The sequence below is a fragment of the Ruegeria sp. CDSB117 genome (genome assembly GCF_059611005.1).
Genome location: NZ_JBXWOS010000017.1, coordinates 1 through 18,814, shown reverse-complemented (window position 1 = coordinate 18,814; position 18,814 = coordinate 1). Strand labels below are relative to the sequence as shown.

Here is an 18,814-nt window from a genome sequence, read left to right as displayed (position 1 = left end):
TCGGCAAGATAGTTTAGCGTTAAACTATCTCATAAAGCATTTGTTGCTTTCTGGCGAGGGGAAATGTGACGCAGCGTCCGGCAAGGCAGAAATCAGCGCGTGATCATGCGGTTAACCCGTGGGGCGGCATCCATAGCTGGGGGGAGGTCAGCGAATGACGATCTCATCCGAGCGGATCATGCCAAGCACGGACCGCGCCTGCTGATCCAGAAGATCCAGATCCAGGTAATTGTCTGACAGGCGGCGCGTCAGGTTTTCCATTTCCGTGATTTCGGCGTCAAGTTTGGCCAGGTCGCGCGACAGGGCGTCCCGTTCCGCTGCAATCTCGACCCGTCGGAACAGGCCATAGTCGCCCTGCACGGCGGCGAAGGTGAAATAAACACCCAGCGTGAAAGCCACCATGAAGAATACAACTGAGCCCAAACCGGGCCGATGGGAACGGGACACTCTGTTTACCGCCGTATGAAGTCTGCCTCAAAAACGTGCCCTTTTTGGACATCTGCCTGCACTATGTCACAGGTGATTCGGCTTGTGAATCCCTCGATTCGCAATTTTTGATGATCAGCAGAAAAAATATGTTCGCCTGATGAATTTGGCTGGGTTGAAAAGTGGTTACCGCCAGGCTTCAAGCGCCTGATTGCGCTGCAGGGTTTGTTCTTTCATACAGGCCCAATAGAACATGGGGGCCGCGCTACCGTCGCTTTCCAGCTCGGGGTCACAGGTCGCGTCACGATGTTTCAGCCAGTCGCGTTGCTCGGTCAGCAGGGCTTGGCCATCACCACGCGTGTCCGATAAGGGTTTGATCTCTGACCAAAGGCTGTTCAGATCCTGATCTACCACTTCCCATTTCTCTTTGGCGCAAAAATTGAGATCGAGCTGTGTGTGCCCGTTGCAGTGGGATTGCGCATATGTCGTGACGGGCAGCAGGGTGGTGGCAAGGACGGCAACAGCTTTCATGGTGCATCTCCCGGTTTGACGAAGAGAGTACCATGAATGCCGATTGCCAGGCAGATAGGGGTTACTGATCCAGTGCCGCAACACCGGGCAGCGTTTTGCCTTCCATCCATTCCAGGAAGGCACCCCCTGCAGTCGAGATGTATGAAAAGTCCTTGGCAGCACCGGACGCATTCAGCGCAGCGACCGTGTCACCACCGCCTGCGACCGACACAAGCTGTCCTGACCGTGTCAGCTCTGCCGCTTTCAGGGCTGCTGCGTTGGTGGCAGCATCGAATGGTTCAATCTCGAATGCACCCAGCGGGCCGTTCCAGATAAGCGTTTGGCTCTTGTCGAAAATCGCAGTGATTTCCGCAACGGTTTCCGGACCAGCGTCAAGGATCATGCCGTCTTCGGGGCATTGATCAGCTGGCAGGATCTGATTGGGGGCGTGGGCCTCGAACTTTTCGACAACCACGACGTCGCGGGGCAGGACAATCTGACAGCCGGTTGTTTCGGCCTTGGTCAGAATCTCGGCAGCGGTGTCTTTCATCGCGGTTTCCGCCAGCGATTTGCCGACATTCACGCCTTGTGCGACGAGGAAGGTGTTCGCCATGCCACCGCCAATAATCAGGTAATCCACCTTTTCGATCAGGTTGCCAAGCAGGTCCAGCTTGGTCGAAACCTTGGCACCGCCGACAACCGCAGTGACCGGGCGTTTAGGCGCGCCGAGCGCGGCTTCCAACGCGCTCAGCTCTTGCTGCATCAGGCGGCCCGCGCAGGCGGGCAACAACCGGGCCAGTGCTTCAGTCGAGCTGTGCGCGCGGTGTGCGGCCGAGAAGGCATCATTACAATAGACGTCGCCCATCTTTGCCATGCCGGCAGCTAGTTCCGGGCTGTTTTTGGTTTCCGCCGCGTGAAAGCGAGTGTTTTCGAGCAATAGCACTTCGCCGCCGCTGAGGTTTGCTGCCGCTGTTTCTGCCTCGATCCCCACGCAGTCATCGCCAAACCGAACCTTGGTGCCAAAGGCCGTCTCCAAAGTCGGAACAAGCTGCTTCAGCGACAGGTTTTGGCGACGTTCGCCGCCTGGGCGTCCGAAATGCGCCAGCAGGATGGGCTTGCCGCCAGCTGCCAAAATGTCCTTCACGGTTGGCACGATGCGCTCGATACGGGTGGCGTCGGTCACCACGCCGTCGACTACCGGCACGTTGATATCCACGCGCACCAACACGCGTTTGCCGTTCAGGTCCATGTCGTCCAGTGTTTTCCAGCCCATCGCGCAATCCTCGACAAATATGAAAGTGACTTAGGCGGTTCTTTTCCTGCATTTTGCCGTCAGGTCAATGCGTCACTTGGCATTCCCGCGCCCTGCGCATAGGTATTTGCGCAAGATAAAACGACAGGAGGGCCTAATGGCCGAGATCAAGGATCCCGAAAACACAATCATCGTCGAACTCAAAGACGGCAATGTCGTCATCGAGCTGTTGCCGGATGTAGCACCGCAGCACAGCGCTCGCATGAAGGAACTGGCGCGCAGTGGTGAGTATGACAACGTGGCCTTTCACCGTGTGATCGATGGTTTCATGGCGCAGACCGGCGATGTTCAGCACGGCGACATGGAAGACGGGTTCAACCTGCGTATGGCGGGTACCGGCGGGTCGTCTCTGCCCAACGTTCCGGCGGAATTCTCGAAGCTGCCGCATGACCGCGGCACGCTGGGCGCAGCCCGTTCGCAGAACCCGGATTCGGCGAACTCGCAGTTCTTCATCAACTTCGGCGACAACCATTTCCTGAACGGCCAGTACACTGTTTATGGCCGTGTCATCGACGGAATGGAGCATGTGGACGCCATCGTACGAGGCGAGCCGCCAGCGAGCCCTGACCGCATGATCAGCGTCAAGGTGGCGGCTGATGTATAAGCTGGCCGCCGCTTTTGCCTTGCTGGCCAGCCCTGCGCTGTCCACGGGTCTTGAGGTCGAGATCGAAGGTGAGGGGGCCAACGGCACTGTCACCATCGACCTGTTCGATGATATTGCCCCGAAACATGTTGAGCAGATCGCTGCTCTGGCCAATGAAGGCAAATACGATGGCGTGGTTTTTCACCGCGTGATCGATGGCTTCATGGCGCAGACCGGCGACGTGGAACATGGCCGCCTGGGTGGTGACATGCGCCGCGCCGGAACCGGTGGTTCCGACCGTGCAGACCTTCCGGCAGAGTTTTCGGATTTCGAATTCGACCGGGGCGTGGTTGGCATGGCGCGAGCGCAAGACCCCAACAGCGCCAACTCACAGTTCTTTATCATGTTCGAACCGGGCCCGTTTCTGAACGGCCAGTACACGGTTGTTGGTCAGGTGACCGACGGCATGGACGTGGTTGACGCGATCAAACGCGGTGAGGGCCAGAACGGCGCCATTATCGGTCAGCCGGACGTGATGAAAAAAGTCACCGTCACCGAATAATCCTAGAACCCGGCGCTGGCACCAGCGCCGGGTTTTTCGTCATTGGTCGATGAAGCCCCTGATCGCTTGCGTGTATGCATCCGGGTCTTGAAACGACGCAAAGTGACTAACGTCTTTCAAAATCAACAGATCAGCATCGGGGATCGCCCCGGCAATCGCTTGCGAGTGTTCGGTCAGGATCGCCTCGTCATGTTCGCTTTGTACGACCAGAGTGGGCACAGTTACCGATTGCAGCCCCTCAAGCCCGCCGGGCTTTTCCGTGGCCCACATGGCCGCGACACCGCCCAGAAACGCATCAAACCCGTCCGGGGTGGGGGACATGGCGGCGTAGTCCCCGGCCATCATTCCGACGTAAGCCCCGAAGACTTCGTTGGTTTCGACTGAGGGATCGATCCCATCCAGCGTGACATTGCCCGCATGGGCGAAATGGCTGGCAAGACGGTCAGGCGCAGTTGTCGAAATCGTGTATCCAATGTTGGCACCATCCGACCATCCAACCAGATGCACTTGTTCGACATTCAGATGATCCAGCAGCGCCAGATAGTCCTGCGCCAGCAATTCATAGCTGTAGGTGCTGCCATCATTGGTTGACCGGCCATGTCCTCGGGTATCTGCCACAATCACGCTGTGGTCGCTGGCCAGATCAGCCACTTGTGCTGCCCAGATATCGCCATGCGCCAGACCGCCATGGATCAGCAGCACGGGCGTGCCCTCTGCCGATCCATAGGTGGCGTAATACATGTCGATGCCATTCACGCTGGCGGTACCACTGGACGCGGCCTCGGGCATGGCAGGCGCTTCGGGGATTGTCAGCCAGGCATCCTGTGCCAGTCCCGCTGTCGCGGTCAACGTTATCGCAGTGACCATCAGTGTTCGAAGCATGTCTACCTCCCTGGTTTCGCGTCGTCTCGTCAGGGATGATAGCTTAGGAAGAGGAAAGCGGGGGAAATAATCCCCCGCTTGGCCTTTAGTCGTCTGTTGTCATCGCCTTCCAGATCAATGCGCCGATTGCGCCACCGATCAGAGGTGCGACCCAGAATAGCCAGAGCTGCCCAAGGGCAGGCGCGTCCGCGAACAAAGCAACCCCTGTGGACCGGGCCGGGTTGACCGATGTGTTGGTCACCGGGATCGAGATCAGGTGGATCAATGTCAAACCAAGCCCGATGGCGATGGGGCCGAACCCGGCAGGAGCGCCGCTGGAAGTGGCCCCCAGGATGATGATGATGAAGAACGCGGTCATGACGATCTCGATCACCAGAGCGGACATCAGTGAATAGCCCTCGGGTGATGCCTCACCATAGCCGTTCGAGGCAAACCCACCCACGCCTTCAAAGTTAGGCGCACCGCTGACGATCAGATACAAGATCGCAGCTGCAGCAATCGCGCCGATAACCTGAGCGATCCAATAGGGGATAAGGTCCTTCGCCGGAAACCGTCCCCCGATCATCAGCCCGAGACTGACTGCGGGGTTGAAATGGCCGCCCGAGATATGCCCGACGGCATAGGCCATCGTCAGAACGGTGAGGCCGAAGGCAAAGGAAACGCCCAGCCAACCGATGCCCACATCGGCGACCCCGGCGGCCAGAACGGCGCTGCCGCAACCGCCCAGAACCAACCAGAACGTACCGAAGAACTCGGCCATGAGTTTTGATGACATGAAAAATCCTCCTGAAAACACTAATTTAAGACTAATTCGAAAATGATGTTTTGTGAAATGTTTGGATAAGGGGAAATTTCACTGGCAGTGGTCAGGAGTGAGGCGGTGGGAGTCTATACACGCCTAACCCCAGGTAACCGGGTCCAGTCGGAACAGTTTGGCAAGTTGGTCATAGACCTCAGGGGCCTCAGATTTCAGGTCGCGGGGCTTTTCAAAGAACACCTCGACGGAAACGGCAAAGAACTCTTCATGGCCGGTTGCACCATAGGCGTCGATTACCGTGCGCCGCCCGCTTTCGACGGCGCGGACAAGGGTGTCATAGGCAGTCAGAAAGACACGCTCCCACTCGGCAAAGCTTTGCCCGTCGCTCAGGATCGGAACACCGTTGGTGCCACCGGACAGATCGTCTATCTGGTGGGCAAACTCATGCAGTACGACATTCTGCCCGTCATGGTCGTTCAGTGCGCCCAGCTTGCTGTGGGTCCAAGACAGGATAACCGGTCCACGGTCCCAGCTTTCCCCGGTGCGCACGATCTCTTTCTCGCTGACGACGTATCCTTCCTGTCGCCGCTGCCGAGACTTAAAAGCGTTCGGGTAGATCAGGATCGTGGTCAGGTGATCGTACCAGAGGTCGCTGTTTACAATTAGCAGACAGGCATGCGCGGCGATGGCCAGTTCCATCTCTTCGGTTACGTCCAGCCCGTCGCAACCAAAGAAACGAACCTGATCCAGAAACAGATTCACCTTGCCGTCCAGTTTGACACGCAGGCCTAGGGGCAGGCGGCGGATCAACGGCACTTGCTGCTCGATGAGGATGCGTTGGTGGTCTGTCAGGGGGGTGGACAATAACTGTAGGCGCGCCCGGGACTTGGACCAGTAGCGATACAGTAGGAAACCGGCAATAAGCGCCAAGGCTGTGAAAAAGAACAACATAAAGGTCACTATAAGGACGCGCCGGGCGGTTGGAACCGGAAAACCCAATCGTCCCCGTCAAATGAAAAACGCCGCGGGTTTCCCCGCGGCGTTCGAAACTTGGAAAGTGGTCCGCGTTACTGCTTGACTTCGGCCGCCGGGTTGGCACCCGCCTTGCCGCCGCGGCCCGGGTTCAGGGGGTCGTCCTGACGCTGAACCGAACCTTCGAAATGCGCGCCGCTTTCGATCGCGATGGTCTTGTGGATGATGTCGCCTTCGACACGTGCGGACGAGGTCAGGCGTACCTTCAAACCACGGACACGGCCCACGATGCGACCGTTGATCACGACGTCATCGGCGGTGACTTCGCCTTTGATGGTGGCGGTCTCACCGATTGTCAGCAGATGCGCACGGATGTCGCCTTCGACAGTGCCTTCGACCTGGATATCGCCCGAGGTCTTCAGGTTGCCCGTGATGTGCAGGTCCGAAGACAGAACCGATGCCGGTGGCTTGGGCTTGGGCGCGGTGCTGGCCTTGTTTTCTGCCGGTGCAGGGGCCGCCGGTGTCGCCGGTGCAGCGGGTTTTGCCGCCTCGGGTGCAGTGGACGAGGGCTCGTTGATTTTGCTCTTAGAAAACATTTCTCGCAGCCTTGATGTAAGTCATTGGGTTAACAGGTTTTCCGTTCACGCGAACTTCATAGTGCAGGTGCGTGCCGGTCGACCGTCCGGTGCTACCCATATCAGCAATATGATCCCCGCGCGAGACCCTTTGACCAACCTTCACGCGTATCTTCGTGTTATGGGCATAAAGTGTCTCAATTCCGAACGCGTGCTTGATTTTTACCAGCCGTCCAAACCCGGACTGCCAGCCGGCATGGGTGACCACACCGTCGGCGGTGGCAAAAATGTCGGTGCCATGGGCACCTGCGAAATCAGCGCCGTTATGCATGCGGCGACCACCTGTCTTGGGGTCTCGACGCGTCCCGTAACCGCTCGTGAATCGCACGACGGAATTGACGGGGCTTGCAAACGGCGCTTTCTCTGCAGCAATTCGGTACAGGTTCAACTGATCCATCTGTTGCAACAGAGTATTTGCGCGGATCTCGTCGGGGGTCAGTTCCTCACCGCGCGTGCTGAAAGAAATAGGGGTTAGGGGGCCGCCCATGCCGCTATAGCCGCGGCGGACTTCTTCGATGATGCGGTCGGTGGGCATGCCGGCCTGGCGGAACATCTTGTCCAGTGGTTCGACCGAGATTACCATTGCCTCTTCCAACTGGCGGAAGATCTCGTCGCTGCGTTCCTGCATCAGCCGGATTTCCAGCTCAAGATCGTCACGCTGTTCCAGCGCGTCCTTGGCATTGGCGGCAATCTGGTCGCGTTCCTCGGCGGTACGGGACAGCGCCTCGGTCATAAAGTTCATCTGTTCAGGGTTGGCAACGGCGGCCATGTACATGTCGCCTTCGCCCGCTTCCTGCTGAAGCGTGACCAGTTCTGTACGTGCTTCTTCGCGCTGTTTCATGGTAGCGCGCAGCGTGGTCTGGATAACCTCGATCCCGGTCTCAAGCTCGCGGCGGCGGTTTTCCGACGCCAGCAGTTCCGACTGCATGGCCGAAATCTGCTCGAGCGCTGCGTTGAACCGGTCCTGAGCCGCCAAAGCCTCCTGCGCTCGGACGTCCCGTTCCGTGGACATGATGTTCAGTCGTTCCTGATAGGTCGCCTGATCACGCTTTGCCTGTTCCCGGAAGTTTCCCGACCCGATGCTGTCCATCAACAGTATCGCAGTCGCGACAGCTGTCCATCCCACGAACAAGGCGACACCAGCAACGGCTATGACCTGCGTTTCCGAGCTTAGCCGAATAAACCGCGTATCATTGTCGGATTTCAGAAAGACACGGCGTTCGGGAAAATGCCGCTCGAACAATGAATGTAATTTGATTGCCAGACGTGTTCTCACGCGTCCTACCTCTCCATCCCCAAAGATCGGGACCGGTCGTGAGTGATAGCCGTCCCTTGGGCGAAGTGCATAGAGCGAGAGGGGGCTTTGGGCAAGTTTGTTAACTTATCGACCTTGCGTTACCGGTTTTTGCCGCCGATTCTAGGCGAGAAATTGCCGATAACGTCAACTTGTGCCCGTTATTGCGCCTGTCCCGGCAATGGAAAATCCTCCGTCAGAGGCCAATAGAAATCCGGCGGCAGCCCGGCCTCGGCCCGTTTTTCTTCGTTAAACGGGGGCTTCAGGACGCCATGGAAATACTGGCGCACCAATTGGTGAAATACATCCTTGGGATCTGCGTTTTCACGCCCACACAGGGGTTCGTTATACCAACTAAAATCGATTTTTCATTGTATTTGTCAGCGCGCGCCCTTGAAAACAACCAATGCATCGAACCGAAATACTTCCACTTCAAAAAGTTCCACGTGCATTATGGAACTTTTTCGCCTCAAAACCCGATCAAAAGTTCCATGCACTTGAGTTCCAGTCTTGATCGAATCGAGGACAGAAGCGGCAAACAGGAAGAGCATTGGGTTTGACTTGGGCAATTCTTCTGCGTCGCTTGGACGGGATCCCACAGACCGAAACGGTCCCGCCCTCGGTGAGTCGGAACTGTTGCCTGATGAATTGGCGCGAAGGGTGATTACTTGAAGTACGAAGTCCTCAAGCAAAATGCTTCAGTGGCGCAGGCAACTGCCAACTTTCTCAGCGAACATAAGGAGGAAGCTCCTCAGCGAGCGGCCAATAAAAGTCAGGTGGCAATCCGGCATCTGCGCGTTTTTCTTCGTTAAACGGAGGCTTCAAACCTCCTTTGAAATAGCGCTTTACTAGAGCATGGAATACTTCTTTTGGATCACTGTTGTCCCTGCCACAGACGAAGTTAAACCATTTCGCCCCATACGCCACGTGGCTGACTTCCTCACTGTAGATGGTTTTGAGGCTTTCAACAGCCGCGGTCTCTCCAGCTTTCTCGAAAACGTCTATCATTCCCGGTGTTACATCTAGCCCTCGTGCCTCCAATACCATTGGAACGATGGCTAACCGTCCTTGTAGGTCGTTTGCAGTATCTGATGCCGCGCGCCACATTCCATCATGAGCGGGCAGGGCTCCGTAGTAGCTTCCCATCGTTTCCAGGCAATCACAGATCAGATTGAAGTGTTTTGCTTCGTCGTCTGCGGCTTTCACCCAATCGTCATAAAATCCCATCGGCATCGGCACGTGGGCGAAGCGTGAGATGATATCCCAGTGCAGATCGACGGCATTGAGTTCGATATGAGCGACGGCATGAAGTAGCGCTTTTCTTCCTGCTGGAGATCCCGGCTTGCGCTTTGGTACGTCGCGGGGACTGAGCAACTCTGGGTGCTGCGGGCGAGCAGGATGATCTGGTGGAATAGAACGCCCGAGTTCAAGAACTTCACCCGTAGTCCGGGCAGTTTTCCAAACAGAAGCGTAAGCTCGTGATTTGGCCGTTTTTGCGTGACCATCCGCCGTGGAGAGCACGTCGACTGCCATTGCAGTCAGCGTAGTCGGGCGCTGTGTTTCAGCGTCTTTTTCAGTGCGGCTAGACAAGTTGTAACTTGCTCCCGGTTCGGTGGAATTAGCAGAGCTTGGCTTTAAACCAGATGGCGCAACAAACATTTTAAGGTTGCCCGTTACGCCTACTATAGGGCGCAGCCGACGTCCAGATTTCAGGTTGATGCGTGGTCTGAACCATCAAGCGCTCCCGATACTACGGCCATCTGTCAGTTAGAGCACATATTGAATGACCGGTTAATTGGAAGATCGGACGGTCCATGAGCGGACTGAATCCGAGTCGATGAGCCAGCCTTTTGACTCAGGATACTTGGGCACGGATTGGTGAGTGGGGCTGGTGAACTAGACGAAGCGAGACACAGCACTGCCACCTACGGCGAAGACCTCAAATATCGCAACCCTAGGTGGCAGTGCGGTTATCCTTGGAAAAGAACAACGGGTATTTGGATTTAATGCTCGACAGAATTCGCGCCTCTGCACAAGGCGTTAAACTGGTGACGCTATTTGTTCTTCGCGCGGGGCCGACTCAACCGTGTTGTTCGAACACCCTGCGCAAGTAAGAAAAAAACTTGCCGTACTGAATGTTGTTGGCCTGTGCTGTCTTTTTGAACCAAGCCTCATCTTCTTCCAAAATTGAAAGATGCAGCTGCCCTACATATTGAGACCTTGGCCTTCCAGTTGTTCGAGTTGGTTTTTCACCCGAAACAAGGTGCGGTTTGACAAAAACCTTGTGTTCTTCTTCAAGAGCCTTTCGCTCCAAGAAGCGATTTTCGAGCCTGTTGAGAATTTCAATCATCTGGGCTTCTGTCAGATGAACTCTGTCCGCCATTTAACGGTCCCCGTTTTTTGTTCGCTTAGCCATCGAGGAGTTGGAATTTACCCCTAGATTCAAAGTATACTGTATAGACGACTAGCGTTGTGTAGGCGATTTGTCAAAACATGGCGCATGCAAAAGACGACCCGCTGCTATTGGCTTTTTCGAGAGTTTTGCGCCGCTACAGGCTGGCCAAAAAGTTATCGCAACAAGACCTCGCCACTCATGCCAGCAGGAGCATGCAGTACATCTCGCTTCTGGAGTCTGGCCACCACCAACCAACGCTTGGGACGCTACATCTCCTTAGTGGAGCATTGGGCCTGACGATTGCCGAGTTGGTTGCTGAAGTCGAAAAAGAGGCTGGAAGCATCTAGCGATATCTTTGACATGCTTCCCTTAAGCTTTTGTTTCAGGGCATAGCGAGATTTCGCCGTCACGTTGTCTCGCTAACTTTGCCCAGTAACTTACACCCTTGTTTTAAGTTGCCGATTTGGATTGATCATCCTCGCTAACTGCCAACCCGCGATTTTCCTAAAGAGGTGACAAACGCTGTTTCGCCGCGCGTGCCCCTTGATCCAGCCAGTCACATGCCCGTTGCTACACTAGCTAGGTCAAGAGGAACAACGTCCCGAAAGCTTCTGTTTGATTTTGAGAGCAAGGGGATTGAGACACATGGCGCGCAAATAGAAGGTAAGACGACGCGAGGACATCTGATAAAGCTGAGTGATCTGGCTTCGCTGCTGTCTGAGGCTGCCTAGTGTTCGCCCGCGCCATCCGAAAAAAGACGACTAAATGCGCTGTTCAATTGCGGGTTTGTTGTCGCGTGGCGGCACACTAGGCTCTCTCCAGTCAAGACCCGGTGCTAGAGACCTCGAAGTGGGTATTCACCACACGCAACAAATGCTCAAAGTCACCCTGGACGGCTTCCTCAAGAAAGGTCTGAATACTGGCTTGCTCTACTCCGGATTTTTCGGCTGCGCTCCGACAGCGTGCGAGCACGTCAAAGGCGTTGGTGTTTGTTCCGGGCAGGTCGATGATTGCAAGTTTTTTCATGTTAAATCCTCATGTAGAATACCGGGCAACCATCGCGGGTCGAACTTAATCTCAGGTATAAGAATTGAAGATTTTTTTCCCGATCCAAAGACTGTTCTAGATCTAACATAAGTTGCGTTTTGGAACGTTTGCACCTTCGTCAGCCAACCACCCGCTGCACCCGAACAACGGTCAGTCGAAAATATGCCGTCAGCGCCAGCCATGAGCCCAAAGGTCTAAGAGCTTCTCTGTGCACTGAGGTCAGCAATGCGCAGAAACCAGACTTTGCAAACTTTGGCCGACGAGCCAATGCGGACAATCAACACCTTTCTCGGATGTTGAGTTCGCGGCCCGCTTATCCACAATAGCAGTCACCTAACTGAATTGGCGGGCACGGGACAGTTGCGTAGGAACAAAAAACACAGCAATCGCCTTCTAACGGATTCAAGACTGCCTTGCATGATTTGCATTCATAAAACCACTGGCACGAGTCAGTTGGCATTCTTTCGGTTTCAATGCGTCCGCACTCAGGGCAAGTCAAAGTGCTATCCAGCACCACAGTTTGTTTTGTCATTGTCTCACATCTGCATGATTAGATAATCGTTGATTTGAGCCTCATTGAACACGATGACCCATGCCAGCGCGGTGATCGCTGAGCTTCCAACAAGCCACCATTTCAGATTTGCCATCGTCCCGTTTCGATGCGCTACGATCCATGAAACCGCGACCAGCGCTGTTGAGATGGCGAGAACATAGTAGCTTGCCGCCGCTATTCTTCCGAATACCGCCAACCAACTGCCACCCAAGCCTAACAACATCATGGCCATTGGAAGAACACAGCATGTTGCTACCCCCAGAGCGGAAACCGATCCCAGGTAGCTGAATGTCACATACTTCTTCATCTCTCGCTCCTTGGGTAGGCGATTTGATTGTGTTGAGGCACCGGCATTCAGAGCGTATAACTCCTGTAGTAACTACAGGATCAAGAGGGGACACTTCACATGATTGCGATAGGTGAGGCTTCCCGGCAATCCGGGGTCGGAGTAGAAACCATCCGCTATTACGAACGCGAAGGTATCGTACCAAGACCCGCACGAGCTCTGAACAATCGTCGCCTCTATTCCGCAAACGATGTGGGTAGACTTCGGTTTTTGAAGAAATGCCGCGACCTGGGGTTTCCTCTATCTGACGCAAAGGCGCTTTTGGAGCTGTCAGAAGGAAGTGCGGAAGACTGCCGGTCAGTGAAAGAATTGGCCGAGGCACACATTGCCAGCGTTCGAAGCAAGATTGATGAGCTCAGACGCCTGCAGCACGCCTTGAGTGAGCTTACGGCCAATTGTGATAGCGGAAACGTTCAATGCCCGATGCTGCAAAGACTGAGAACGATGGACAATATCTGACTCTGGCCGCTGGGCGGAATCAAAGGGTTTGAGATTTAGCCAGATCGCGTCAGACCAAGGTCTGTGGTGCGATAACAGATTGTAGTTCATAGTCGATTTCACGATGAAAGCGAAAGTAACTGACCTGACGATTGGCAATTGGTCGTTGTCGCGAGTGTTTCTTGCGGCCAGCATTTTCGTGATGGGTACTGCTACCGCAATAGTCGGGGTTTGGGTGTCGAATCGAATCCAGAACGCAGTCGTCCAAAACTCCGCCAACTCCGCAGCGCTGTATATGGAAAGCGTGGTATCCCCGCTCAGCCAGGAATTGGCACATGGCGACCATCTTTCTGAGCAGGCGAGCCTGGCGCTGGACGAGATTTTCATGACCCAGCCAATGCGTGACCGCATTGTCTCCTACAAATTCTGGAAGCAAGGCGGTGTGATTGCACATGCCTCTGATACAGACATCATTGGAAACCGTTTCAATCCAACGGATGACTTGAGGCGGGCGTGGAGCGGTGATATCTCCGGCTCTTTCGAAGAACTTGATCATGCCGAGAGCGCCGCCGAGGCGGCATTGGGGATACCACTACTTGAAGTTTACAGCCCCATCCGCGAACTCTGGTCCGGCGAAATCATCGCGGTTGCGGAGTTCTACGAAAGAGCCGATCAGCTGGAGTTAGATTTGGCCAAGGCCAGGCGAACAAGTTGGTTGGTCGTCGGTTCCGCATTTCTGGCAAGTACTATTGTTCTGTATTCCATCGTCGCAATTGGTGACAAAACAATTCGACGTCAGGGGGCTCTTCTTAATCAGCGTCTGACAGAAAGTGAGAGGATGGCCGAGCAGAATGCCCGGCTGCGCTCGCGTGTCGTCGAGGCGTCAGAAAGATATGCTACGCAAACAGATCGGTTCCTCAAGAAACTCGGTGCCGAACTGCATGATGGTCCTGCGCAATACCTGTCCCTCGCCGCTCTTAGACTGGAGGCGGCGTTTTCCAAAGAGTCCGAAAGGCCTAAAGAGGCAGAGGAAATTCAGCAGTCTTTGCAAAAATCTCTGGCTGAAATTCGTGCAATATCGCGAGGGCTGTCCGCCCCGGACATCGACAACCTGGCGCTTGCCGATGTTGTGAAGAGAGCGGTAGAGGACCACGCCGAACACAGCCCGTTGCGCCCGGAAATTTCATTCCTGGGTAGCCAGGCCCCAGAGTTGTCATTGTCCGACAAGCTGTGCGTTTTTCGGTTCCTCCAAGAAACGCTTTCCAATGCCGCGAGATATGCTCCAGCTTCCAATTGCACTGTTATCTCTGAGGCGCAGAACGACCGCATAGTTGTTCAGGTCAAAGACGACGGACCTGGTTTTGACAAGTCAGAAGAAACCGCGTTGCGAGACGATGGTGGCCAGGGGCTTATGGGCTTGCGGGATCGGGTCGAGAGTATTGGTGGCAGGTTCGAAGTCGCATCGAGACCGGGCGAAGGCACCACCATTGCTATGACACTCTTTCCCAGAAAGTTAGGCACATCATGACTACATCTGTCGTAATAGCTGATGATCACCCAATATTCAGGGATGGTTTGCAACGCACGTTGGATGAAGCTGATGGTTTCGAAGTTTTGGCCGCTGGGTCCAACGCTGAAGAGGCAGTATCGCTGGTCGGCACGCATCAGCCGGACATAGCTATTCTTGACCTCTCTATGCCCGGTGGCGGGATAAGCGCGACCCGTACAATTGCGGCAATGGCAAATCCGCCCGTCATTGCAATCTTGACGGTCTCAGAGAACAGCAGCGATGTCGCGGACGCCTTGGAGGCGGGCGCGATTGGGTACATTGTGAAGGGAGTAACCGCGAGCGAACTAACCGCTTCCTTACGCAGCATCGCCGCAGGTGAAGGGTTCGTTTCTCCGGGCTTGGCCTCGCGAGTATTGCTGCAAATCAATGCTGACAGCGGCATGTCTATTAACAGCAGCATTCTCGATGACCTTACGCATCGTGAGGAAGAAATACTTAGACGTGTGGCCAAAGGACTAAGTAATCGTGAAATCGCTGACGAGTTAGACCTTCAGGAAAAGACCGTGAAGCACTACATGACGGCAATCCTGTCCAAGCTTCATGCGCGAAATCGGGTAGAGGCCGCGCTTATTGCACATGATGTTTGGAACAAGGGAGATTAACAGCGGTCTCTTTAACGACGATGGCGGCCCCTCTCAAATCAGAAGCCGCCAACGGATTATCGACTGGTGTTGCTGTTCAGTTGGTAACCGACTGTAACCTACGGCGATCAGAGGCCGTTGCGTTTCTCTCGACAACAGTCCGGTTGTACGGGTCTTTCAACTCGTAGCGCCCAAACTCGATCTCCTCTTTCCAACCATTGGCATAGTTCACTTCGATGTTGTTGCCCTGGCGTTCGATTTTTGTGGGCCGACTTCCAGCAGTGCCGCCTTGCCCTGAAGAGCGCACGTTGTCGATTGAGATGCCATTTGCCAAAGACCGAAGCCTTGAGACGTCAGCACCGGTCGCGGGGCGCTCCTCAACAGTTCGGTTCTGAGCATTCTTTCTCTCATACCGCCCGTTTTCGATCTCCTCCTTGGTTCCGTCGGCGTAACGCACTTCAATGCCGTTAGCGTTTGTTTCGACCTTTGTTATCCCAGCCGAACCCGACGGCTTGCCCCCTGCTTGAGACCGATCCTTCTTTCCGCTGCCTTTGTTGGAGCGTTTGGAGTCATCATCATCATCATCATCGTCGTCGCGACCACTTTTTCCTGATCCCGAATTGTCGTCACGATCATCATCTCGGTCGTCGTCGCGATCATCGTCTCTATCGTCATCACGATCATCGTCCCGGTCACCACCGCGGCCGCTATTGCCCGACCCCGAGTTGTCGTCGCGGTCATCATCTCTGTCGTCGTCACGATCATCATCACGATCATCGTCGCGACCATCCCCGTCTTTCCCCTTGCCGCTCTTGGCAAAGGCATAGGACGGTTCAAAATGTAGGCGACCATCGGCATCAAACGCTGGCACATAAGGCGTAGCCGCAATCAACGAAGCCAACGCCGCGGTACTAAGAAGTTGACCCAGCTTTCTTTGAATTTTCATTTTGGCCTCCATTTCTGAGCGTCACGCTTCGTGACGTTGGAGACAGGTTACTTCTGGTTCGGCTTTTCCACATCGGGCTTAGGTCTGACGAATTTCAAGCCGAACGTCTTAGTCAGATCAGTCAAACCAATAGAGTTTTTGCTGAGCCATGTGACCAGTTTAGTGGGAACTGACCCCGTCACCCTTCAACTCCTCATCAGGTTCGAGGTGAATGACAAAGACGGAACCCGGATACAAACGATCCAATTCTTCCTCGATGTCATTGCATATATCATGCGCCGCGCTGACTGGCATTGTGCCGTCCACAACAAGGTGAAACTCCACGAAGATGACATTTGCGGATCTGCGCCCTTTGAGGTCGTGGTACTCTAAGGCTGCGCCGAGATTTGCTTCGATTGCGTTAGAAACAGTCTGCAAGTCATGATCCGAAAGGGTCACATCCATCAGACCATCGACGGATGCCCGAATAACTTTCCATCCCTCCCACAAGATGTTCAGCGCAACAAGAATTGCCAGGATTGGGTCGAGGATCAACCAGCCGGTGACAAGCGCCAGTATCAGACCTGCGATGACACCAACTGAAGTCATGACATCTGTAAAAATGTGCCGGGAGCTTGCCTCCAATGCAGGCGAACCCTCGCGCCTGCCGATTTTGAGCAATAGGTAAGCCCATGCGCCATTCACACCAGTTGCAATGACATTGACGACGATTCCAAGAAGTGGCGCATCCTCAAGATGCGGGTTCGGGAGTGCCAGCACAGCTTCTCTGATGATCAAGAACGCCGCCAGCACAATCAGTGCGCCCTCGACGACGGCGGAAAGATACTCAGCCTTTTTATGACCAAAGGGGTGGTTCTCGTCAGGGGGTTTATTGGCAACCCGAACCGCAAAATACGCCAACAGCGCCGCAACGACGTTCACGGTAGATTCCATTGCGTCCGACAACAACGCCACCGAGCCCGTCAGCCACCAAGCCAACAGTTTTAGTGCCAATACCGCAATGGATATCGGAATGGACCAAAGAGCGATTTTTTGTGTCATTCCGTCACGACCCTCAGTCACTCGTTACAAATGATCCTGGGAACAGGTGAGCGACCGTGCATAACACGTAAGACCGGAGTAGGGTAGTAATGATTAGGGCCAGAGGGTCGGTCATGCACGACCGGCTGTAGTGAATGGCACCAGCACCATAGTGTCATACATCCGGACCCGATGGTTACATACGACTAGCATCAGTGATTGCACAGCACGAAGGGAGACACACATGTCAAAGTTTACCAAAAGAACACCTGCCCATGGGATTGCTGTACTCGCAATCTGCTGTATCGCGGCGACCGGACAAGCGCAATCGGCAGGCGAAGAGATGTCGTTCTTCATCACTAGCGTCGGCAAGGGCGACGGCGCCAACCTGGGCGGCCTCGAAGGCGCCGATGCTCATTGCAATGCGCTTGCTTCCGCGACCGGTTCTACCAAAACTTTTGCGGCCTATCTGAGCACCTCAATGTCCATTGATCGCAGCACCGACCCGATGACAATCACCAATGGCATTTCTGCTCGCGACCGGATCGGATCGGGTCCGTGGTACAATGCCAACGGAGAGCTCATCGCCAACAACGTTGAGGAATTGCACAGCAACAGCGTGAATATTGATCTACAGACCGCGCTCGACGAAAATGGTAACCCTGTCAATGGGCGCGGTAGTCAGCCAAACAAACATGACATTCTGACCGGCTCCGATTCTGCGGGATACTTCTCTACGGCAGGTGGTGACACGACATGCAGCAACTGGACTTCGAACAGCGAGGACGGATCTGCGATTGTCGGGCACCATGACCGTATCGGTCTCAACGATGCCCGAAACATGGTGTCCTGGAACTCATCGCACGGCTCGCGCGGTTGCGGAGAGGAACATCTGCCACGTTCAGGCGGGGCAGGTCTGTTTTATTGCTTCGCAACGGATTAATCGGGCAGCATTGGTACGCGTGACGCCCGCATTGAACCTGACATTACCAAGTCAGTTTGGGGGATCGCGTTTTGGAAGCGGTTTTTTTAGCGGAAATAGTCTAAATGCCGCTTCGTTGCGAGTTTACTAAATTGCAATGCTTGGGTGAGAAGGTTCAATTTGGGCTGCTTCAAGTCACTTATGTGCAAGTCAGCGAAAGGCGCATCCGAGGAGGATACTGGACATTGCAATGTTTGGCCGGTTCCCGAAAGTCGACATTGCCGTGGGCGACACTGAACCCAAAGGTGTTCATGTTGCATTGTGAATTAGCGGCAGCGACAAATCAGGGTGCAGTCGTCAACGTTGTGGGGAGCGCTTCGAATTGATCCTGCGACGTGCTGATGTCAAGCGGCGAACGTAGCCATACTGCGATCTTGGAAACTGTTATGTTTATTGGCCGCTTTGTTTGCAATTTCAGGCGATTCTCACCGTCCAGAATTGGTTTTCGCGAAACTGCAAAGCAGATCGACATGTTTGTCCAACCAATCTTCGTCCAGGGCCTCGTGACGTATGAGTTTGCGAAAATAAGGTGCAGCGACTGCTAGTTCTATGAGCTGGTCAACCGGAACGTCGGCGGTGATCTCACCGCGGCCGATTGCGGCTGCAAATACTGCTTCTACACTTGCGAACCTGTCTTTCATGAATTCCGTTATCACTAACCGTACTTCTGCGTCGGTGGACGCAGCAGCGACCACCTGAGGCGCGATTTGGCCCCACGGTGTGTCATTCAAGGCTCCCATCAGTACACCGAGTAACCAGCGCAGGTCAGATCGTAGCGGGCCATCGGTTTTGGGCGGTATGTTCGGCGGTGTTGCGATACGCCTGAACGCTGCATCACGCAGACTACGCGCATCTGGCCAGTGCCTGTAAAGTGTGCTGCGCGAAATGCCAGTTGCCTTCGAAACTGCGCCATGAGTTACGTGCAGCACGCCCTCATCCACTAGTATCCTTTGCGCCGCATCAAGCGCGGCCTGCCGTGTGGCGATCAGCCTAGGATCTTCTT

At 54.8% G+C, this 18,814-nt stretch carries 23 protein-coding genes and 1 pseudogene; 7 read left to right on the top strand and 17 right to left on the bottom strand.

The features are described 5' to 3' along the window. Positions 1-147: 147 nt before the first annotated feature. The 3 genes from AC2FJC_RS17155 to AC2FJC_RS17145 form a co-directional block, all read right to left on the bottom strand. The gene (locus AC2FJC_RS17155) at positions 148-447 is read right to left on the bottom strand and encodes an FtsB family cell division protein (protein ID WP_199913500.1); all 300 of its coding nucleotides are present in this window, start codon (positions 445-447) and stop codon (positions 148-150) included. Between the two features lie 165 nt (positions 448-612). Further along, positions 613-957, bottom strand: a complete 345-nt coding sequence (locus tag AC2FJC_RS17150; protein WP_496740408.1) for a lysozyme inhibitor LprI family protein — start codon at positions 955-957, stop codon at positions 613-615. Positions 958-1,018: 61 nt separating this feature from the next. Continuing rightward, positions 1,019-2,209: a phosphoglycerate kinase gene (locus tag AC2FJC_RS17145; RefSeq protein WP_496740407.1), complete on the bottom strand. Its 1,191-nt coding sequence runs from the start codon at positions 2,207-2,209 to the stop codon at positions 1,019-1,021. Between the two features lie 136 nt (positions 2,210-2,345). Between AC2FJC_RS17145 and AC2FJC_RS17140 the strand changes: the two genes are divergently transcribed. Both AC2FJC_RS17140 and AC2FJC_RS17135 read left to right on the top strand, forming a co-directional pair. Further along, positions 2,346-2,852, top strand: a complete 507-nt coding sequence (locus AC2FJC_RS17140; RefSeq protein WP_496740406.1) for a peptidylprolyl isomerase — start codon at positions 2,346-2,348, stop codon at positions 2,850-2,852. Further along, on the top strand, positions 2,845-3,393 hold the full coding sequence (locus AC2FJC_RS17135; protein ID WP_496740405.1) for a peptidylprolyl isomerase: 549 nt from the start codon (positions 2,845-2,847) through the stop codon (positions 3,391-3,393). Before AC2FJC_RS17140 ends, AC2FJC_RS17135 begins: the two co-directional genes overlap by 8 nt. Before the next feature lie 39 nt (positions 3,394-3,432). Here the strand turns inward: AC2FJC_RS17135 and AC2FJC_RS17130 are convergent, their stop codons facing one another. The 8 genes and pseudogenes from AC2FJC_RS17130 to AC2FJC_RS17095 all read right to left on the bottom strand — a co-directional run bounded on the left by AC2FJC_RS17130 (position 3,433) and on the right by AC2FJC_RS17095 (position 10,316). Further along, positions 3,433-4,275: an alpha/beta fold hydrolase gene (locus AC2FJC_RS17130; RefSeq protein ID WP_496740404.1), complete on the bottom strand. Its 843-nt coding sequence runs from the start codon at positions 4,273-4,275 to the stop codon at positions 3,433-3,435. A gap of 85 nt (positions 4,276-4,360) precedes the next feature. After that, positions 4,361-5,050: an aquaporin Z gene (gene aqpZ, locus AC2FJC_RS17125; RefSeq protein WP_496740403.1), complete on the bottom strand. Its 690-nt coding sequence runs from the start codon at positions 5,048-5,050 to the stop codon at positions 4,361-4,363. 123 nt (positions 5,051-5,173) lie between these two features. Beyond that, positions 5,174-5,983 (bottom strand): M90 family metallopeptidase, encoded by an 810-nt coding sequence (locus tag AC2FJC_RS17120; RefSeq protein ID WP_496740402.1) that lies wholly within the window; start codon positions 5,981-5,983, stop codon positions 5,174-5,176. Between the two features lie 116 nt (positions 5,984-6,099). Further along, positions 6,100-6,600, bottom strand: coding sequence for a bactofilin family protein (locus AC2FJC_RS17115; protein ID WP_496723381.1), 501 nt, complete (start codon positions 6,598-6,600; stop codon positions 6,100-6,102). Continuing rightward, a complete protein-coding gene (locus AC2FJC_RS17110; protein ID WP_496723379.1) occupies positions 6,590-7,915 on the bottom strand; it encodes a DUF5930 domain-containing protein in 1,326 nt (441 codons plus the stop codon). The genes AC2FJC_RS17115 and AC2FJC_RS17110 overlap by 11 nt, the downstream gene beginning before the upstream one ends. Before the next feature lie 179 nt (positions 7,916-8,094). Further along, positions 8,095-8,286 (bottom strand): annotated as a pseudogene (locus tag AC2FJC_RS17105) (DUF455 family protein); the annotation flags it as partial. 373 nt (positions 8,287-8,659) lie between these two features. Continuing rightward, complete coding sequence (locus tag AC2FJC_RS17100; protein WP_496740486.1) at positions 8,660-9,466, bottom strand: ferritin-like domain-containing protein; 807 nt, start codon at positions 9,464-9,466, stop codon at positions 8,660-8,662. A gap of 547 nt (positions 9,467-10,013) precedes the next feature. Beyond that, the gene (locus AC2FJC_RS17095) at positions 10,014-10,316 is read right to left on the bottom strand and encodes a hypothetical protein (protein ID WP_496740401.1); all 303 of its coding nucleotides are present in this window, start codon (positions 10,314-10,316) and stop codon (positions 10,014-10,016) included. Between the two features lie 110 nt (positions 10,317-10,426). Here AC2FJC_RS17095 and AC2FJC_RS17090 point away from each other — a divergent pair, with 110 nt between their 5' ends. Continuing rightward, positions 10,427-10,675 (top strand): helix-turn-helix domain-containing protein, encoded by a 249-nt coding sequence (locus AC2FJC_RS17090; RefSeq protein ID WP_496740400.1) that lies wholly within the window; start codon positions 10,427-10,429, stop codon positions 10,673-10,675. Between the two features lie 475 nt (positions 10,676-11,150). On the opposite strand, the gene AC2FJC_RS17085 is transcribed toward AC2FJC_RS17090, so the two are convergent. The 3 genes from AC2FJC_RS17085 to AC2FJC_RS17075 form a co-directional block, all read right to left on the bottom strand. After that, positions 11,151-11,354, bottom strand: coding sequence for a hypothetical protein (locus tag AC2FJC_RS17085; RefSeq protein WP_496740399.1), 204 nt, complete (start codon positions 11,352-11,354; stop codon positions 11,151-11,153). A gap of 334 nt (positions 11,355-11,688) precedes the next feature. Further along, positions 11,689-11,907 (bottom strand): GDCCVxC domain-containing (seleno)protein, encoded by a 219-nt coding sequence (locus AC2FJC_RS17080; protein WP_496740398.1) that lies wholly within the window; start codon positions 11,905-11,907, stop codon positions 11,689-11,691. A gap of 4 nt (positions 11,908-11,911) precedes the next feature. Then, positions 11,912-12,235 (bottom strand): hypothetical protein, encoded by a 324-nt coding sequence (locus tag AC2FJC_RS17075; protein ID WP_496740397.1) that lies wholly within the window; start codon positions 12,233-12,235, stop codon positions 11,912-11,914. Positions 12,236-12,334: 99 nt separating this feature from the next. Here AC2FJC_RS17075 and AC2FJC_RS17070 point away from each other — a divergent pair, with 99 nt between their 5' ends. From AC2FJC_RS17070 to AC2FJC_RS17060, 3 genes are all read left to right on the top strand, one after another. Beyond that, complete coding sequence (locus AC2FJC_RS17070; protein ID WP_496740396.1) at positions 12,335-12,733, top strand: MerR family transcriptional regulator; 399 nt, start codon at positions 12,335-12,337, stop codon at positions 12,731-12,733. A 103-nt stretch (positions 12,734-12,836) separates the two neighbouring features. Beyond that, positions 12,837-14,240, top strand: a complete 1,404-nt coding sequence (locus AC2FJC_RS17065; RefSeq protein WP_496740395.1) for a sensor histidine kinase — start codon at positions 12,837-12,839, stop codon at positions 14,238-14,240. Beyond that, positions 14,237-14,884, top strand: coding sequence for a response regulator (locus AC2FJC_RS17060; RefSeq protein WP_480628426.1), 648 nt, complete (start codon positions 14,237-14,239; stop codon positions 14,882-14,884). Before AC2FJC_RS17065 ends, AC2FJC_RS17060 begins: the two co-directional genes overlap by 4 nt. A gap of 76 nt (positions 14,885-14,960) precedes the next feature. On the opposite strand, the gene AC2FJC_RS17055 is transcribed toward AC2FJC_RS17060, so the two are convergent. Further along, the gene (locus AC2FJC_RS17055) at positions 14,961-15,809 is read right to left on the bottom strand and encodes a hypothetical protein (RefSeq protein WP_496740394.1); all 849 of its coding nucleotides are present in this window, start codon (positions 15,807-15,809) and stop codon (positions 14,961-14,963) included. 159 nt (positions 15,810-15,968) lie between these two features. Next, a complete protein-coding gene (locus AC2FJC_RS17050) occupies positions 15,969-16,850 on the bottom strand; it encodes a cation diffusion facilitator family transporter (RefSeq protein ID WP_496740393.1) in 882 nt (293 codons plus the stop codon). 223 nt (positions 16,851-17,073) lie between these two features. Between AC2FJC_RS17050 and AC2FJC_RS17045 the strand changes: the two genes are divergently transcribed. Then, on the top strand, positions 17,074-17,772 hold the full coding sequence (locus AC2FJC_RS17045) for a hypothetical protein (RefSeq protein ID WP_496740392.1): 699 nt from the start codon (positions 17,074-17,076) through the stop codon (positions 17,770-17,772). A 464-nt stretch (positions 17,773-18,236) separates the two neighbouring features. Here the strand turns inward: AC2FJC_RS17045 and AC2FJC_RS17040 are convergent. Beyond that, positions 18,237-18,814 (bottom strand): TetR/AcrR family transcriptional regulator (locus AC2FJC_RS17040; RefSeq protein WP_496740391.1); only part of this gene is annotated, 578 nt, incomplete at its 5' end.

What these genes read in the sequence shown, in the direction of transcription:
- AC2FJC_RS17050 (WP_496740393.1), bottom strand. Translation starts at nt 16,850, where the DNA reads ATGACACAAAAAATCGCTCTTTGGTCCATTCCGATATCCATTGCGGTA.
- AC2FJC_RS17135 (WP_496740405.1), top strand. Translation starts at nt 2,845, where the DNA reads ATGTATAAGCTGGCCGCCGCTTTTGCCTTGCTGGCCAGCCCTGCGCTG.
- AC2FJC_RS17070 (WP_496740396.1), top strand. Translation starts at nt 12,335, where the DNA reads ATGATTGCGATAGGTGAGGCTTCCCGGCAATCCGGGGTCGGAGTAGAA.
- AC2FJC_RS17120 (WP_496740402.1), bottom strand. Translation starts at nt 5,983, where the DNA reads ATGTTGTTCTTTTTCACAGCCTTGGCGCTTATTGCCGGTTTCCTACTG.
- AC2FJC_RS17150 (WP_496740408.1), bottom strand. Translation starts at nt 957, where the DNA reads ATGAAAGCTGTTGCCGTCCTTGCCACCACCCTGCTGCCCGTCACGACA.
- AC2FJC_RS17075 (WP_496740397.1), bottom strand. Translation starts at nt 12,235, where the DNA reads ATGAAGAAGTATGTGACATTCAGCTACCTGGGATCGGTTTCCGCTCTG.
- AC2FJC_RS17115 (WP_496723381.1), bottom strand. Translation starts at nt 6,600, where the DNA reads ATGTTTTCTAAGAGCAAAATCAACGAGCCCTCGTCCACTGCACCCGAG.
- AC2FJC_RS17100 (WP_496740486.1), bottom strand. Translation starts at nt 9,466, where the DNA reads ATGGCAGTCGACGTGCTCTCCACGGCGGATGGTCACGCAAAAACGGCC.
- AC2FJC_RS17095 (WP_496740401.1), bottom strand. Translation starts at nt 10,316, where the DNA reads ATGGCGGACAGAGTTCATCTGACAGAAGCCCAGATGATTGAAATTCTC.
- AC2FJC_RS17145 (WP_496740407.1), bottom strand. Translation starts at nt 2,209, where the DNA reads ATGGGCTGGAAAACACTGGACGACATGGACCTGAACGGCAAACGCGTG.
- AC2FJC_RS17055 (WP_496740394.1), bottom strand. Translation starts at nt 15,809, where the DNA reads ATGAAAATTCAAAGAAAGCTGGGTCAACTTCTTAGTACCGCGGCGTTG.
- AC2FJC_RS17090 (WP_496740400.1), top strand. Translation starts at nt 10,427, where the DNA reads ATGGCGCATGCAAAAGACGACCCGCTGCTATTGGCTTTTTCGAGAGTT.
- AC2FJC_RS17080 (WP_496740398.1), bottom strand. Translation starts at nt 11,907, where the DNA reads ATGACAAAACAAACTGTGGTGCTGGATAGCACTTTGACTTGCCCTGAG.
- AC2FJC_RS17060 (WP_480628426.1), top strand. Translation starts at nt 14,237, where the DNA reads ATGACTACATCTGTCGTAATAGCTGATGATCACCCAATATTCAGGGAT.
- AC2FJC_RS17140 (WP_496740406.1), top strand. Translation starts at nt 2,346, where the DNA reads ATGGCCGAGATCAAGGATCCCGAAAACACAATCATCGTCGAACTCAAA.
- AC2FJC_RS17085 (WP_496740399.1), bottom strand. Translation starts at nt 11,354, where the DNA reads ATGAAAAAACTTGCAATCATCGACCTGCCCGGAACAAACACCAACGCC.
- aqpZ (WP_496740403.1), bottom strand. Translation starts at nt 5,050, where the DNA reads ATGTCATCAAAACTCATGGCCGAGTTCTTCGGTACGTTCTGGTTGGTT.
- AC2FJC_RS17130 (WP_496740404.1), bottom strand. Translation starts at nt 4,275, where the DNA reads ATGCTTCGAACACTGATGGTCACTGCGATAACGTTGACCGCGACAGCG.
- AC2FJC_RS17065 (WP_496740395.1), top strand. Translation starts at nt 12,837, where the DNA reads ATGAAAGCGAAAGTAACTGACCTGACGATTGGCAATTGGTCGTTGTCG.
- AC2FJC_RS17045 (WP_496740392.1), top strand. Translation starts at nt 17,074, where the DNA reads ATGTCAAAGTTTACCAAAAGAACACCTGCCCATGGGATTGCTGTACTC.